Annotated in this window: 16 protein-coding genes; 9 read left to right on the forward strand and 7 right to left on the reverse strand. The window is 72.6% G+C overall.

All coding sequences use genetic code 11. From position 1 onward, the window contains the following. The first annotated feature begins 260 nt into the window (after positions 1-260). The 5 genes from upp to LG943_RS13185 all read left to right on the forward strand — a co-directional run bounded on the left by upp (position 261) and on the right by LG943_RS13185 (position 2,838). On the forward strand, positions 261-899 hold the full coding sequence (upp, locus tag LG943_RS13165) for a uracil phosphoribosyltransferase (protein WP_270072549.1): 639 nt from the start codon (positions 261-263) through the stop codon (positions 897-899). 405 nt (positions 900-1,304) lie between these two features. Next, positions 1,305-1,526 (forward strand): three-helix bundle dimerization domain-containing protein, encoded by a 222-nt coding sequence (locus LG943_RS13170; protein ID WP_270072550.1) that lies wholly within the window; start codon positions 1,305-1,307, stop codon positions 1,524-1,526. A 151-nt stretch (positions 1,527-1,677) separates the two neighbouring features. Next, the gene (locus LG943_RS13175; RefSeq protein WP_179768322.1) at positions 1,678-1,842 is read left to right on the forward strand and encodes a hypothetical protein; all 165 of its coding nucleotides are present in this window, start codon (positions 1,678-1,680) and stop codon (positions 1,840-1,842) included. A 13-nt stretch (positions 1,843-1,855) separates the two neighbouring features. Continuing rightward, the gene (locus tag LG943_RS13180; protein ID WP_270072551.1) at positions 1,856-2,374 is read left to right on the forward strand and encodes a PH domain-containing protein; all 519 of its coding nucleotides are present in this window, start codon (positions 1,856-1,858) and stop codon (positions 2,372-2,374) included. 233 nt (positions 2,375-2,607) lie between these two features. After that, a complete protein-coding gene (locus LG943_RS13185) occupies positions 2,608-2,838 on the forward strand; it encodes a hypothetical protein (RefSeq protein WP_270072552.1) in 231 nt (76 codons plus the stop codon). A gap of 206 nt (positions 2,839-3,044) precedes the next feature. On the opposite strand, the gene LG943_RS13190 is transcribed toward LG943_RS13185, so the two are convergent. Beyond that, entirely contained in the window at positions 3,045-3,458 is a 414-nt protein-coding gene (locus LG943_RS13190; RefSeq protein ID WP_270072553.1) for a DUF2000 domain-containing protein, read from the reverse strand. A gap of 107 nt (positions 3,459-3,565) precedes the next feature. Here LG943_RS13190 and LG943_RS13195 point away from each other — a divergent pair, with 107 nt between their 5' ends. Further along, entirely contained in the window at positions 3,566-4,048 is a 483-nt protein-coding gene (locus LG943_RS13195; RefSeq protein WP_270072554.1) for an Lrp/AsnC family transcriptional regulator, read from the forward strand. 87 nt (positions 4,049-4,135) lie between these two features. On the opposite strand, the gene LG943_RS13200 is transcribed toward LG943_RS13195, so the two are convergent. From LG943_RS13200 to LG943_RS13210, 3 genes are all read right to left on the reverse strand, one after another. Next, on the reverse strand, positions 4,136-5,266 hold the full coding sequence (locus LG943_RS13200; RefSeq protein WP_270072555.1) for a Gfo/Idh/MocA family protein: 1,131 nt from the start codon (positions 5,264-5,266) through the stop codon (positions 4,136-4,138). Positions 5,267-5,432: 166 nt separating this feature from the next. Then, positions 5,433-5,963 (reverse strand): SRPBCC family protein, encoded by a 531-nt coding sequence (locus LG943_RS13205; protein ID WP_270072556.1) that lies wholly within the window; start codon positions 5,961-5,963, stop codon positions 5,433-5,435. 157 nt (positions 5,964-6,120) lie between these two features. Then, entirely contained in the window at positions 6,121-6,744 is a 624-nt protein-coding gene (locus tag LG943_RS13210) for a TetR/AcrR family transcriptional regulator (RefSeq protein ID WP_270072557.1), read from the reverse strand. Positions 6,745-6,834: 90 nt separating this feature from the next. Between LG943_RS13210 and LG943_RS13215 the strand changes: the two genes are divergently transcribed. Both LG943_RS13215 and LG943_RS13220 read left to right on the forward strand, forming a co-directional pair. Next, positions 6,835-7,389: a DoxX family protein gene (locus LG943_RS13215; protein WP_270072622.1), complete on the forward strand. Its 555-nt coding sequence runs from the start codon at positions 6,835-6,837 to the stop codon at positions 7,387-7,389. 431 nt (positions 7,390-7,820) lie between these two features. Continuing rightward, positions 7,821-8,762: an oxidoreductase gene (locus LG943_RS13220; RefSeq protein ID WP_270072558.1), complete on the forward strand. Its 942-nt coding sequence runs from the start codon at positions 7,821-7,823 to the stop codon at positions 8,760-8,762. Positions 8,763-8,944: 182 nt separating this feature from the next. Here the strand turns inward: LG943_RS13220 and dnaB are convergent, their stop codons facing one another. Beyond that, positions 8,945-10,855, reverse strand: a complete 1,911-nt coding sequence (gene dnaB, locus LG943_RS13225) for a replicative DNA helicase (RefSeq protein WP_270072559.1) — start codon at positions 10,853-10,855, stop codon at positions 8,945-8,947. A 338-nt stretch (positions 10,856-11,193) separates the two neighbouring features. Between dnaB and LG943_RS13230 the strand changes: the two genes are divergently transcribed. Then, on the forward strand, positions 11,194-12,573 hold the full coding sequence (locus tag LG943_RS13230) for an MATE family efflux transporter (RefSeq protein ID WP_270072560.1): 1,380 nt from the start codon (positions 11,194-11,196) through the stop codon (positions 12,571-12,573). A gap of 7 nt (positions 12,574-12,580) precedes the next feature. Here the strand turns inward: LG943_RS13230 and LG943_RS13235 are convergent, their stop codons facing one another. Together LG943_RS13235 and rplI are read right to left on the reverse strand one after the other, a co-directional pair. Continuing rightward, positions 12,581-13,402 (reverse strand): peptidoglycan recognition protein family protein, encoded by an 822-nt coding sequence (locus LG943_RS13235; protein ID WP_270072561.1) that lies wholly within the window; start codon positions 13,400-13,402, stop codon positions 12,581-12,583. Positions 13,403-13,599: 197 nt separating this feature from the next. Next, complete coding sequence (rplI, locus tag LG943_RS13240; RefSeq protein WP_270072562.1) at positions 13,600-14,046, reverse strand: 50S ribosomal protein L9; 447 nt, start codon at positions 14,044-14,046, stop codon at positions 13,600-13,602. Between the last annotated feature and the right edge of the window lie 14 nt (positions 14,047-14,060).

Here is a 14,060-nt window from a genome sequence, read left to right on the forward strand (position 1 = left end):
GGCGCGGCGTCATCGTAGCGGTCGCGGTCGTCCGCGGCCCGGTTTCCCCGGAGGGAATCGTCCTCGTGGTAGAAGTCGGCGCTCACAGGTCCTATTAGAACGGACATCCGGTGCCCGGCAGAACGGTATGGCCAAGCCCGTTGGGGCGGCGCCCTCCGCCGGGCGCCGCCGCCCCGCGCGCGACCGGCGGTGAAGATCGTGCGCGTCGATAGACTCAGACGCCGATTCCCCATCATTTCCCCAGCTCATCGGAGTGCCCAATGGACACCTTGGTCGTCGACCACCCGCTCGTCGCGCACAAGCTGACAACCCTGCGCGACGTCCGCACCGACTCCCCGACCTTCCGCCGGCTGACGGACGAGCTGGTGACGCTGCTGGCCTACGAGGCGACCCGGGACGTCCGGGTGGCCGACGTGACGGTGGACACACCGCTGATGCCGATGACGGGGGTGCAGCTCACCCGCCCCACCCCGCTGGTGGTGCCGATCCTGCGCGCCGGGCTGGGCATGCTCGACGGCATGACCCGGCTGCTGCCCACGGCCGAGGTGGGGTTCCTGGGCATGGCCCGCAACGAGGAGACGCTGGCCCCGGCCACCTACGCCGACCGCCTGCCCAACGACCTCTCGGGCCGGCAGTGCTACGTCCTGGACCCCATGCTCGCCACGGGCGGCACCCTGGCGGCGGCGCTGCGGCTGCTGGTGGAGCGCGGGGCCGACCACGTCACGGCGATCTGCCTGCTGGCCGCTCCCGAGGGGCTGCGCGCCCTGGCCGAAAAGGTCGGAGAGCCCGCCGCGACGCTGCGCGTGGTCACCGCCGCCATCGACGACCGCCTCAACGAGAAGGGGTTCATCCTTCCGGGGCTGGGCGACGCCGGCGACCGCCTCTACGGCAGCGTCTGATCCCGGCCTCCCCCCGGCACCGCGCGGCGTTCGAGCCGCGTTTTTTTGTATCAACTTCAAAACAGAGGAATGAACGACCGAAAAGGGGGAATCACCGGTCGTATGTCGCATGGGGCCCACCCGACCCAACCCCCGCGTTACGCGCCTGCTGAAGACCCTGATTTGCGACAGCCGAATTCATTCTGAGACGGAGTCGTGACACATTAGGGCGATCATGGTATTGAGCCACGAGCCGACCATCCCCCGCGCATAGCCCCAGTTCGCCCCACGGACGCCCCAGCACGACCCACCCCCCGTGAACACCACGTCTGCCCCGACGTACAATCTTGACCCCGAGGGTGGTTACCGAGCGACTGTGCCCGGGTACAGAGCGCAACTGATCACCCTTACCCCTCAAGGAGTGAGATGCCGGACAAGATCAGCCCGCCGCGCGACTTCTCCCCCGTTGTCGACCGGTTGAACGCCGAGTTCACCGGTGTCCACGATCCCGCCACCGTCACCAGATGCGTCGACGCCGCGCGCCAGGGCGCGCTCGACGTCACCGGCCGCGCCACCCCCGACCTCGTGGAGCGCATCGCCCGCCAGCACCTCCAGGTCCTCGCCCTGGCCTTCGCCGAGCGCCGGTGACCCGCACCGCCGGCGGGGGCGCGTGGGCGGTACCACATCCGTTCTGCCCCGAACGCCACGCCGATTACGGGCATCTGGCTTTACGGGTCTGAATGTCGGTGTAACAATCAGCTTGGGTCAGTGGGTCACCAGCATTCGTGGGGAGTCGGTCATGGCGAGGTTGAAGAAGTGGTTGGGGTATGCCCTCATCGCTTTCGTCGCGTTTTATCTACTCACGCAGCCGGAAAGCGCGGCGGGCGTCATCCAGACCGGCGTGGGAGGGCTCATGTCCGCCGCCGAGTCCCTGTCCCGCTTCGTCAACACCCTGAGCGCGTAAGGACCAGGCGGCCATGAGGCTCGTCGCACCGCCGAACCGGGCTCCCGCTTCGGTCAACCGCTACCTTCTGCCCTACGAACAGGACGTCGTCACCATCCGGCGGCACCCCGCGGTGCTGATCGGTCCGGTCGCGGCGGTGCTCGGCGCGCTCATCTTCGCGGGCATCCTGAGCAACACCGTCGTGGCCTCCAGCGCCGCCGTGCTGGCGGTCATCTGGTGGGTGTGGCTGCTCATCCTGGTGTGGTTCGTCTGGCGGGTGGCCGAGTGGTCGGTCGACTACTTCGTCATCACGTCGCAGCGCCTGCTGCTGACCCAGGGGCTGATCACCCGCCAGGTGAACATGATGCCCCTGGGCAAGGTCACGGACATGCGCTTCGAGCGCACCCTGCTCGGCCGGTTCCTGGGCTACGGCACGTTCGTCATGGAGTCGGCCGGTCAGGACCAGGCGCTGAGCAGGATCAACTTCGTGCCTTATCCCGAGCAGCTCTACCTTGAGGTGGTCGGGCTGATCTTCAAGGATCCGAACGAGTAACCGGACAGCCCGGTAACGGTCGTGGACCGCACTGACCCCGGCGCCCGCCGCAAGGCGGGCGCTTCTTTTTGTTCACCTTCTGTTCACCTTGGCGGCTTCCGCGCTCGTCAGCGTGCCCGGAACCCCCCTCCCACCGGGGCGAAACCCCCTCGTCCAGGAAAATCCGAGTTGACTCGAAGGTGAACGAAGGGTTAATTTGAGACTTCTTACGAACGAACGAGGGGGGTGCCGTCATGGCGAACCCGGTGAGCCCGGCCACGCAGACCGGCCGCAGCACCAAGACCCCGCGCCGAACGCGCGCCAGCGTGCTGCGGCGCCGGAGCGGTGAAGCCCGCACCGCGACCACCGCCATGCCCCAGCCGCGCGTCGCCGCGGAGGCCGTCGCCTCCGACCGGCCGCTGCTGACCTGGGAGCTGGTCACCGACGAAACCGGCCGTACCCGGCCGCAGGCCCGCTGGATCTAGTCCCGGGCGCACACACACGCAGGACACGGACACGGGCACGGATACAGACACGGACCCCGTCCTGCGCCGAGGGGGCCGACCGCATGCGCGGTCGGCCCCCTCGGTCGTGTTCGGCTCGTCGCCTCGTGCCGCCCCCAGGCTGTCGTGCCGCCCTCAGGTTGCGGGGATTCCGGCGCCGAGCCGCTGACACCGGGCCGATGGCCCGCTCACCGCAGCAGCGGCAGCCGCTTGGTCAGGGGGTTGACCCGGTTGCGCGGCCCGAACAGCGCCACCGCCACGTAGCCGACCTCCTCTGCGGGGGTCAGCGCCAGCGCGTCCAGGTAGGCCGCGTAGTCGCGGCTGCGCCGGGCCACCTCGTTGAACCCCACCACGGTGAGGTCGTCGTCGGCCCGCGCCGCCTCGGCCAGCTCGCGCAGGTCGGCGGCCCCGGCCGTGAGGACCGGCACCGGGTTGGGGTTCAGCCCCGCGTGCACGCCGCCCGACGCGTCCTTGCCGTCGGCGCCGAGCAGGTGCGGCAGCCGGCCGCCCAGGGCCAGGCCGGTGACCATCGCCGCGTTCACGGCGTGGGCCATCGGCAGCGCCTCGTCCACGACCAGTACCAGCTTCGTCCGTAGCGTCATCGCGTGCCTCCCCATGTGATCGCCGTACACGGGAAAACCTATCCATACGGGCGCCGATCCCCCCTTGTGATCGAACAGTTGGCCGGAATCAGCGCCATAATGCGCACATGGACGAACTTGATGCGGAGATCATCCGGCTGCTCCAAACGGATGCGCGCCAGTCCAACCGCGAACTCGCCCGGCGGCTCGGCGTGGCACCCTCCACGTGCCTGGAGCGGGTGCGGGCGCTGACCCGGCGCGGGGTGATCCGCGGCTACCACGCCGACGTCGACCTCGCCGCCCTCAACCGCGGTGTGCAGGCGCTGGTGTCGATCCAGGTGCGCCCGCTGAGCCGACCGGTGATCGTGCGGTTCAAGGAGGAGGTCAGCGTGCTGCCCGAAGTGCTGTCGGCGTTCGTGCTGGCCGGCGGCGACGACTTCGTGCTGCACGTGGCGGTGCAGGACCTCGACCGGCTGCACGCGTTCCTGGTGGACGAACTGAGCAAGCGCAAGGAGATCGTCGGGTTCCGGACCTCGGTGATCTTCCAGAGCACCCGCAACCCGGTGATCGGGCGGCTGCCCGACGCGGGTGGGGCGGGGACGCCGGACTGAGGGCCGTCCGCGCGGGGTGGTCAGGGCGGCCGGTCGACCGGGCGCGAGGAGTCGTTTTGTCGACAAATTTACGCGCCCGGCGCGGGCTCAGCCGACAGCGGAGTCGGTGTCGGGATCGAAGCCCGGCTCGGAGCCGGTGTCGGCCCCGAAGTCGGGCACCGGCACCGGGGCCGAGCCCTTGGCCAGCGACTCCGCGCCCAGCACGCCCACCAGCGATGCCGCCACCGCCGCGCGGACCCCCACGGCCGGGGGCGCGCCGTCGGCGACGGTGGCCCGGAACCTCTCCAGCACCAGCACCGTGCCCTCGTCGGCCCGCTGCACGGTGCCGCCGCCGACCTCCAGCGGCGGCGGGACGCGCTCCTCGTCGCGGACCTCGCCGCCGGGCGCCGCCCACGCCTCCGTGCGCACCCGCAGCGACCAGGACCGCTCCCCCGGCGCCCGCACCGACTCCGCGAGCCCGCGCGTGCCCCGCGCCGAGATCCAGCTCCAGTGGCTGTCCGGCTCGCCCTGGAGGAACCCGTGCCGGGTCACCGCGAGCGCGCCCGTGGACAGCCGCACCACCAGCACGGCTGCCGAACCGGGGCGGTCGCCGTCCACGGTGTGCGCCGCGACGTCGAGCGGCCGCGCCCCCGTGAGCGCGAGCACGGGCGAGAGGGTGTGGGTGCAGTAGGCGGTGGCGGCGATGCGCCCGCGCCAGTGCGCGGGGTCGCCCACGAGCGCGTCCACCGCCTCGGGCGCCATGCCGTGCAGGTAGTCGGCCTCGACCAGGACCGGGCGGCCGATCTCGCCGGCGTCCACGGCCGCGCGCAGCAGCCGCACGTGGGGGTGGAAGACGAAGTTCTCGGCGAAGGAGTAGGTGGCGGCGGAGGCGTCGGCGGCCGCGATGAGGCAGCGGCCCTCCTCCACCCCGGCGCAGGCTGCGGTCTCGGAGAGGACGTGCACGCCGCGCTCCAGGAAGGCGACGGCGGGTTCGGCGTGGGCGTCGAAGTCGTTGGCGAGGATGACGCCGTCGAGGTCGGCGTCGAGGAGGTCCTGCCAGCGCTCGGCGACGACCGCGCCCGGCAGGCTCGGCGCGGCCTGCGCCCGCGCCGCGGGGTCGAGGTCGCAGGCGGCGACCACCTCCAGCCCCACGCGGGGGCAGTGTTCGGCGAGGTGCAGTCCGCGCCGGAGTCCGACCACGCCAATGCGGGGACGGCCCCGCGCCTCATCGCGCTCCATGGCCGCATCGTGGCGGAGCGGAGTCGGCGGGGGCAACTGATTTTCGGTGGGGGCGGTGGGGATGAGGGTGGCGGTGCGGGCGGCCGGCCGAGCTCGGGGGCGCCTCGGCCGGGTCGTGTGTGGGCGGCCGGGCGCGGCGGGTGAGTGCGCGGGCGGGTCGTCCGGTTCAGCCGCCCGTCTCGGCCCGGACGCGCAAACCCTCCAGCACCGCCTCCATGCCGGTCGCCAACTCCTCGATCCGGTGGGCCACCAGCATCTCCTCGCGCTCGGGCATGCGGTCGATGACCACGCTGAGCCCGGAGGGGCCGGGGCCGAGCCGGACCGACTGGCGCACCAGGGTGCCGCCGTCGCGGGGCTCCAGCGCGAACCGCCACAGCGCCATCGGCGCGGCGGCGTCGCGCATGGGCGGGCCGAACCGGCCGTCGACGTCCAGCACCGCCCAGGCGAACGCGCTCTCGGGCTTGACCTCGACCACCTGGGACACGGTCCGCCACTCGCCGATGCGGGGGTGGCGGTTGAAGCCCGCGAACCGCGCGCCTTCCACGGGTTCGGTGGCCGGGGGCAGCCATTCGACCCGTTGCAGCTCGGGGCTGTGGGCGCACGGCAGCGCGATGTCGGTGACCAGCGACCACACCCGTTCCGGCGGGGCGGCGACGGCGGTCTCGCGTTCGGTGGAGGGGCCTTCGGCGTAGCGCATCCCGATTCTCCCGGTGCCCGGCGGATGTGAGGAAAGTGTGCCCGAGGCGCGTTCTCGCGGACGCACCGGCCCCCCGCTCGCCGCCGGGCGGCCTCCCGTGCGCCCGGGCACGGCGTCCTACGGACCCCGGCCGGGCGCGGGCACCGGGACGGGGCCTTCAAATTGCGGGGGCGACCGTGTAGCCGTGGAAGAGCACCGCCGCCACCGTGCGAAAGACCTCCTCGGGGTCGTCGCCGTGCACCTCCGCCTGGATGCTGCCCTCGCGCCACAGGACCGCGAACCCGTGCGCCACCGACCACGCCGCCAGCCTGTAGGCGGCAGCGCGCGGTCCGCCGGGGCCGCCGGGCACGACCGCCTCCAGCAGGGCCGAGGCGCGCTCGGACGCGGCCGCCAGGTCCGGGTCGTCGGCGTGGTACAGCTCCGACCGGAACATGACGTCGAAGTGGCCGGGATGCCCCAGTGCGAAGCGCACGTAGCGCACGCCCATCTCGTACAGCGCGCCCGAGGGGTTGTCGGGGTCCACGGGCTCGGCGGGATCACCGGCGTGCTCGGCGGCCGCGAGGGAGTCGGCGAGCATGCGGTAGCCGTCGGCGGCGATGGCGGTGAACAGCCCGGCCTTGTCGGTGAAGTGGTGGGCCGGTGCGGCGTGCGAGACGTCGGCGCGGCGCGCCAGTTCGCGCAGGCTGACGGCGGCCGTGCCCCGCTCGGCGATCAGGTCGACGGCGGCGTCGAGCAGCGCCCGGCGCAGGTGACCGTGGTGGTAACCGGTGCGTTCTGGCATGTCGGCAGCCTACCCCAGATCTAGTCATTGACAAGATTGAGTCGGCGGAGCAAACTAGACAGTGACAAGATTTGAGGGGGAGACATGTTGGTGATTTCGGTTCTGCTGGGGTCCACGGCCGTGTTCCGCGGCCTCGGCGCGCTGGGGGTGCGGCGCTTCGCCACCTGGCGGTCCAGCACCGCCCACGGCATGGCGGTGATGCTGCTGCTCACCGCGAGCGCGCACTTCGTCCCGCCGTCGGTGACGGTGATGCCCACGCGCGCCGACATGGTGGCCATGGTCCCGCCGCAGCTCCCGTACCCGGAGCTGCTGGTGTACGCCACGGGCGTGCTCGAACTCGCGGGCGCCGCGGGCCTGGTGTGGCCGCGCACCCGCCGGACGGCCGCCGCCTGCCTGGCGCTGCTGTTCGTGCTGATGTTCCCGGCCAACGCCTACGCCGCCCTGAACGACGTCGAACTCGCGGGCGACCCGGCGTCGCCGCTGGTGCCGCGACTGCTGGAGCAGATCCTCTACGTCGGGCTGATGGGCTGGGTGGCCTGGCCGCACCGGAGCGGGGCGCGGTCTCGCCGGGAGGTCGGGGCGAACGCTGGTACGGGAACGGGAGCTGTGACGGGGACGGGTTCGGTTTCGACCGAGCGCGTCTAGGCGCGGTTTCGTGAGGGGGTGCGTGCGACCGGCGCCCCGGTCCTGCGGTCGGCGCGGGTGACAGCCACCCGGCGCCCGACCCGCAGGACCGGGGCGCCGCTGTGTGTGTGGGGGGTGGATTGAGGCTTGCGGTGGTGACTCGGGGCGGGACGGCGGCCATCGGTCCCCTCGCGGATGGCCGGGGTAGCGGCGAGGGCGGCGACGGCGGGCGGGGGGCCGGCGCCCCGACCAACGACCTCAACGCTCGCCCCCGCCACCCGCCTTCCTCGGCGCCTGTGCTCTTTCCCTGTGGTCTTGTGTCCCTGTCCCCTTGGGCATTTGTCGCTTTGCCGCCTAGTGCATGTGGAGCCTTGTGTCCTTGTGCACTTCTCGTACCTCGGCCGCCGCCGCGCCTTGACCTGGTGTGCGCTCCAGTTCCTAGGGTCCTCGCCATGATCACTCAGCAGCACAGACTCGGCTCCGGGTTCGGGCCGCACAGCACGGCCGACGACGTCCTCACCGGAACCGACCTGACCGGCGCCACCGCGCTGGTCACCGGCGGCTACTCCGGGCTCGGCCTGGCGGCCGTGCGGGCGCTGGCGCGGGCGGGCGCCCGGGTCATCGTCCCGGCGCGGCGCACGGCCGCCGCCGAGGACGCCCTCGCCGGGGTCGGCGGGACCGAGGTCCACCCGCTGGACCTGGCCGACCTGGACAGCGTCCGCGACCTCGCCCGCCGTCTGCGGGGCCGCCGCATCGACATCGCCATCACCAACGCGGGGGTGATGGCCTGCCCGGAGACCCGCGTCGGGCCGGGCTGGGAGATGCACCTCGCCGTCAACCACCTCGGCCACTTCGCGCTGGTCAACCTGCTCCGCCCGCAGTTCTCCGCCGGCGCCCGGGTGGTGTCCGTGTCGTCGTCGGGGCACTTCCTGTCCGGCATCCGCTGGGACGACATCCACTTCCGCACCGGCTACGACCGCTGGCTGGCCTACGCCCAGGCCAAGACCGCCAACGCGCTGTTCGCCGTGCACCTGGACCGCCTCGGCGCCGCCGACGGGCTGCACGCGTTCGCCGTGCACCCCGGCAGCATCCTCACCCCGCTCCAGCGCCACGTCCCCCGCGAGGAGTGGCGGAAGCTGGGCTGGGTGGGGCCCGACGGCCGCCCCGCCGAGGGCTTCAAGACCCCCGAGCAGGGCGCGGCCACCGCCGTGTGGGCCGCGACCTCACCACTGCTCGCCGGGCACGGGGGCGCCTACTGCCAGGACTGCGACGTGGCGCAACCGGCCGACTCCGACGACATGCTGGTCGGCGGGGTGAAGCCGTGGGCCGTGGACCCCGGGGCCGCCGCCCGGCTGTGGGAGCTGTCGGCCGACCTGACGGGCACCGGCGCCTGAGGCCGGGCGCGGCATGACGGCGGCGGATCCGGTGCCGAGACCGCTGCGCCCGCGCGTCTGAGACCGGGCGGCGCGCCGACGGCGACACCGCCCCAGACGAGGCGGGCGCACCGGGCGCAGCGGGCGGGGCGGCGGCGGGCCGACAGGGGGCGCCGACCTCCGCGCCGCCCCCTGTCGGCATGTCAGCCCGGCGCCATGTCGACAAAGCGGCTGTAGTGGCCCTGGAACGCCACCGTGACGGTGGCCGTGGGGCCGTTGCGGTGCTTGGCCACGATGAGGTCGGCCTCGCCGGCGCGCGGGGACTCCTTCTCGTGGACGTCCTCGCGGTAGAGCAGGATGACCATGTCGGCGTCCTGCTCGATGCTTCCGGACTCACGCAAGTCGCTGACCTGCGGCTTCTTGTCGGTGCGCTGCTCGGGACCACGGTTGAGCTGGGACAGCGCGATGACCGGCACCTCCAGCTCCTTGGCCAGCAGCTTCAGCGACCGCGACATCTCCGAGACCTCCTGCTGGCGGCTCTCGACGCGGCCGGTGGAACTCATGAGCTGGAGGTAGTCCACGATGACCAGCTTGAGGTCGTGCTGCTGCTTGAGCCTCCGGCACTTGGCGCGGATCTCCATCATCGACAGGTTCGGGGAGTCGTCGATGAACAGCGGCGCGCTGGCGACCTCGCCCATGCGCCGGGCCAGCCGCGCCCAGTCGTCGTCGGTCATCAGGCCCGAGCGCATGGTGTGCAGCGGAACCCGTGCCTCTGCCGACAGCAGCCGCATGACGATCTCGTTGCGGCCCATCTCCAGGCTGAAGAAGACGCTGGTGAGCTGGTGCTTGATCGAGGCCGCCCGCGCGAAGTCCAGCGCGAGGGTGGAGTTGTGGGTGGGGATGAGCGCCCGGGTGGCCAGGTACAGGTGGTCGGGGTGGTCGATCTGCACGCAGCGCACCGGCACGCTGGGCACCCGGCGCGCACCGGTCACCCGGCGCGCGACGGCCCGCCGGGGCGCCGTGGCGACCCCGCCGCGCCCGCCGCCCGCGCGCGGTGCCGTCGCGGTGTCCACAACCTGTGGACCGGGCGCGGGCGAGGGCACGGCACCCGGGCCGCGCGGCGGCGCCGCCACGACCGGGCCCGATGCGCCGCCGGTGTCGGCCAGCCGCGCCGCGAGCGCGGCGGTCGTGCACAGCTCCACGCCGTCACCGCCGCCGCTTCCCCCCGCCCGCACCGGCCACTCGTGCTGGGCGTCGGCCACCACCGAGGTGCCGTCGTCGAACCGCAGCTCGTAGCAGGGGCGGCCGGTCATGACCTCGGTGGCCGCCACCACCCGGGTGGGGCTGCCGTCGGGGGCCAGCAGGCGGTCGCCCACGGCGACCTCGCCCATGGTGGTCCAGCCCTCGGGGGTGGGCAGCGGGGTGTCCAGCGCGAGCGCCTTGCCCACCGCCGGGCGCGCCGCGATGATGATCATCTGCCCGGGGTGCAGGCCGTTGGAGAGCGCGTCGAAGTCGGTGAACCCGGTGGGCACACCGGTCAGCGAGCCGTCGTGGGCCGAGATCGCCTCGATCTCGTCCAGGGCGCCCGGCATGATGTCGCTGAGCGGGAGGTAGTCCTCGCCGGTGCGCTTCTCGGCGATGCGGAAGATCTCGGCCTGGGCGTGGTCGACCAGGTCGTCCACGTCGCCGTCGCCGGCGTAGCCGATCTGGGCGATGCGGGTGCCGGCCTCGACCAGGCGCCGCAGCACCGCGCGGTCGGCGACGATGCGCGCGTAGTAGCCGGCGTTGGCTGCGGTGGGGATGGCCTCGGTGAGGGTGTGCAGGTAGGGGGCGCCGCCCACCCGGGTGATCTCGCCGCGCTTGGTGAGTTCGGCGTTGACGGAGATGGCGTCGACCGGCTCGCCGCGCGAGAACAGGTCGACCACCGCGTCGAAGACGGTCTGGTGCGCCGGCCGGTAGAAGTCGGCAGACCGCACGATCTCGACCACCTGGGTGATGGCCTCCTTGGACAGCAGCATGCCGCCCAGCACGCTCTGCTCGGCCATGATGTCGTGCGGCGGTGTGCGCTCGAAGCCGGCGCCGGTGTGCTCCGGCGGTAGGTCGGCGACGCTCACGTGGACTCCCCCTGCTTCACGTTCGCGAACATGTCCAGCATGCCCGGGCTTGGATTGTCGCGACTGGAGCACCCGCGGCGCAAAGCGGCCTGTGGACAGCGCTGGGGAGATCCTGTGGACGAAGGCGGCCATCCTGCGGATAGCTTGTGCACAACACCTGTGGATAACTAATTCACAGTCGGACTTCACCTATCCTGAGCTGCGAAAACGTTATGCACCGGCTGTGTGCGAAAGAAAGTTCACAGCCCGCTTTCCACAGGTTTTCCACAGGCCGCCCCCACGGGGTGGATAACCTGCGCACACGACCTCGAACACCTGTCCGGTATTGTCGCAGTGCCATGCCCGTCAAGCCAGCCCTGTCGGCCCTGCGCGGCGCGCTGCCCGCCCCGCCCTTCCGGCACACCCACGACCGCGAGATCCTGCGCATCGCCGTGCCCAGCTTCTTCGCCCTGGTCTCCGAGCCGCTGTTCCTGCTCACCGACTCCGCCATCGTGGGCACCCTGGGCACCCAGCCGCTGGGCGGCCTGGGCGTGGCCGGCCAGGTGCTGATCACCCTGGCCAGCCTGTGCGTGTTCCTGGCCTACGGCACCACCTCGGCCGTGGCGCGCCGCTTCGGCGCCGGCCAGATCGCCGCCGGCGTGCGCAGCGGCGTCGACGGCCTGTGGCTGGCGGCGCTGCTCGGCGCGGCCATCGTGGCGGTCTGCTACCCGGCCGCGCCCTGGCTGGTCCAGGCGCTGGGCGCCTCACCCGGGGTCGCCGTCCACGCCGAGGTCTACCTGCGGGTCAGCCTGCTGAGCACGCCCGCGCTGCTGGTCATCCTGGCCGGCACCGGCGTGCTGCGCGGCCTCCAGGACGCCACCACGCCACTGCTGGTGGCGGTGGGCACCAACCTCGCCAACATCGTGCTGTGCGCGACGTTCGTGCTGCTGCTGGACTGGGGCGTCGCCGGATCGGCGTGGGCCACCGTCATCGCCCAGTCCGCCGGCGCCGCCGCCTACATCGCGGTGGTGGTGCGCGCCGCCCGCCGCCACGGGGTCGGGCTCGCGCCCAGCCTGGCCGGGCTGCGCGCCTCGGCCACCGCCGGGTTCGCGCTGTTCGTGCGCACCGTGTCGCTGCGCGTGGTGCTGGTGGTCAGCACCGCCGTGGCCGCCCGCCTGGGCGACGCCGAACTCGCCGCGCACCAGGTTGCCACGCAGATCTGGTCGCTGCTGGTGTTCGCCCTGGACGCCATCGCGATCGCCGGGCAGGCCATCATCGGCCGCTACCTGGGCGCCTCCGACACCGCCGGCGCCCGCGCCGCCACCCGCCGCATGGTCGAGTGGGGCGTGTTCGCCGGTGCGGTGTTCGCCGTGCTGACGCTGGCGGTGCGGCCGTGGGCGCCGCTGCCCTTCACCGACGACCCCCACGTGCACCGCCTGCTGCTGGCGGCGCTGCTGGTGGTGGCGCTGCTGCAACCGCTCAGCGGCGTGGTCATGGTGCTCGACGGGATCCTCATGGGCGCCGGCGACCAGCGCTACCTGGCCTGGGCCAGCTTCTGGACGATGCTGGCGTTCCTGCCGTGCGCGGCCCTGGTGCACTACGCGCTGCCGGCGGATTCGCCGCACGGGCTCACCTGGCTGTGGATCGCGTTCGCCGTGTGGATCCTGGCGCGCGGGATCACCCTGGGCGCCCGGGCGCGCGGCGGGGCCTGGCTGGTGGCCGGGGCCGCGCGCCCCTGAACCGCCCTCAGACCTCGCCCGCGCCGAGCGCCGGACCGTGGTAGTGCTCCACCGCGCGCTCGTCCACCGGGACCCGCGGGTAGGTGGGCAGGTGCTCCTCGGGGAGGTCGGCCTCGTCGCGCAGTACCAGGCGCGCCTCCAGGCTGCGCAGCCGCGCCCCCACGTCGGTGCGCAGCCGGGGCAGCATGGCGTAGAGGCCGTCGCCCGGGCAGCTCGTCGGGTTGAAGTCGCGGTGGCCCACGATGGCGCTGGACGGGTTGAGCCCGTAGACCAGGCACAGCCACGCGCAGGTCTCGATCAGCGCGCCCAGCAGCTCGCCGGTCGGCTCGGCCGAGGTGTAGGTGCCCTCGTTCTCGATGCCCACGGTGTGGGAGTTGTGGTCGGCGGTGTGCGCGCCCACCACGTGGTCGCCCGCCCGGATGGCCGGCAGCGACCGGTTGCGGCCCTCCATGATGTATCCGCCGCGGCTGATGGTGAGCTGCTGCCCGGTGTCGTCCCACCCGTTGGTGTCCATGTGGTGGTTCTGGATCGACCGGGAGAGCGCGGCGGCGTGGCTCTTGGAGTAGTCGGTGGTGTTGCCCGTGGCCGTGTGGTGCACGACGATCATGTCGGGCGCCTGCGACACCACGGTGGCGGAGCGCTTGGGCGAGCGCGCGCCCCACTCCGCGCGGGTGTAGATCCGCGGCTCGCCCATGGCGAGCGCGCCGGGCGCGGCGGCGAGGTCGACGGCCCCGCCCAGCAGCGCGCCGCCCGCCGCCAGGGCGGCTCCCCGCAGGACACTGCGGCGCGGCACACCCGGACGCGCCGGTGCCCCCTCATGGCTGCACATAGCGGCCACATCCTTCCTGTGGAGTTCCAGACCCACAGGACAAGATAGGCTACACAGAGTGACGGATTGACAACCCAGAGAAACCAGGCGTGTTCGGACACATCACCCCGAACCCCCGGTGGCGGGTCGGGAGCCGCACACACCGCGGCCCCGGTCCCCGCGCGGGGACCGGGGCCGCGAAAGCCCGGTGCGGAGGGTCAGACCCCCTGCACCTGGAGCTTGATGGTGGCCGTGACCTCGGGGTGCAGGCGGACCTGCACCTTGTGGTCGCCCACCGACTTGATCGGGTTGCGGATCTCGATCCGGCGCTTGTCGACCTCGGGGCCGCCGGACGCCTTCACGGCGTCGGCGACATCGGCCGCGGTGACCGACCCGAACAGCCGCCCGCCGTCACCGGCGCGCTGCTGGAGCTTGACGTTCAGCGCGTTCAGCCGGCCCGCCACCTGCTGGGCGTCGTCCAGGCTGCGGATGTCGCGCGCGGAACGGGCGCGGCGGATCGAGTCGATCTGCTTCTGCCCGCCCCGGGTCCACCGGATGGCGAACCCGCGCGGCAGCAGGTAGTTGCGGCCGTAGCCGTCCTTGACCTCGACCACATCGCCCGGGGCGCCGAGGCCGGTGACCTCCTGGGTCAGAATCAGCTTCACGACAAAACCTCCTT

This window comes from Streptomonospora mangrovi (assembly GCF_027604915.1).
Taxonomy (GTDB): Bacteria; Actinomycetota; Actinomycetes; order Streptosporangiales; family Streptosporangiaceae; genus Streptomonospora; species Streptomonospora mangrovi.

Coding starts and splice junctions, on each gene's coding strand:
- upp (WP_270072549.1), top strand. CDS start 261: ATGGACACCTTGGTCGTCGACCACCCGCTCGTCGCGCACAAGCTGACA.
- LG943_RS13170 (WP_270072550.1), top strand. CDS start 1,305: ATGCCGGACAAGATCAGCCCGCCGCGCGACTTCTCCCCCGTTGTCGAC.
- LG943_RS13175 (WP_179768322.1), top strand. CDS start 1,678: ATGGCGAGGTTGAAGAAGTGGTTGGGGTATGCCCTCATCGCTTTCGTC.
- LG943_RS13180 (WP_270072551.1), top strand. CDS start 1,856: ATGAGGCTCGTCGCACCGCCGAACCGGGCTCCCGCTTCGGTCAACCGC.
- LG943_RS13185 (WP_270072552.1), top strand. CDS start 2,608: ATGGCGAACCCGGTGAGCCCGGCCACGCAGACCGGCCGCAGCACCAAG.
- LG943_RS13190 (WP_270072553.1), bottom strand. CDS start 3,458: ATGACGCTACGGACGAAGCTGGTACTGGTCGTGGACGAGGCGCTGCCG.
- LG943_RS13195 (WP_270072554.1), top strand. CDS start 3,566: ATGGACGAACTTGATGCGGAGATCATCCGGCTGCTCCAAACGGATGCG.
- LG943_RS13200 (WP_270072555.1), bottom strand. CDS start 5,266: ATGGAGCGCGATGAGGCGCGGGGCCGTCCCCGCATTGGCGTGGTCGGA.
- LG943_RS13205 (WP_270072556.1), bottom strand. CDS start 5,963: ATGCGCTACGCCGAAGGCCCCTCCACCGAACGCGAGACCGCCGTCGCC.
- LG943_RS13210 (WP_270072557.1), bottom strand. CDS start 6,744: ATGCCAGAACGCACCGGTTACCACCACGGTCACCTGCGCCGGGCGCTG.
- LG943_RS13220 (WP_270072558.1), top strand. CDS start 7,821: ATGATCACTCAGCAGCACAGACTCGGCTCCGGGTTCGGGCCGCACAGC.
- LG943_RS13230 (WP_270072560.1), top strand. CDS start 11,194: ATGCCCGTCAAGCCAGCCCTGTCGGCCCTGCGCGGCGCGCTGCCCGCC.
- LG943_RS13235 (WP_270072561.1), bottom strand. CDS start 13,402: ATGTGCAGCCATGAGGGGGCACCGGCGCGTCCGGGTGTGCCGCGCCGC.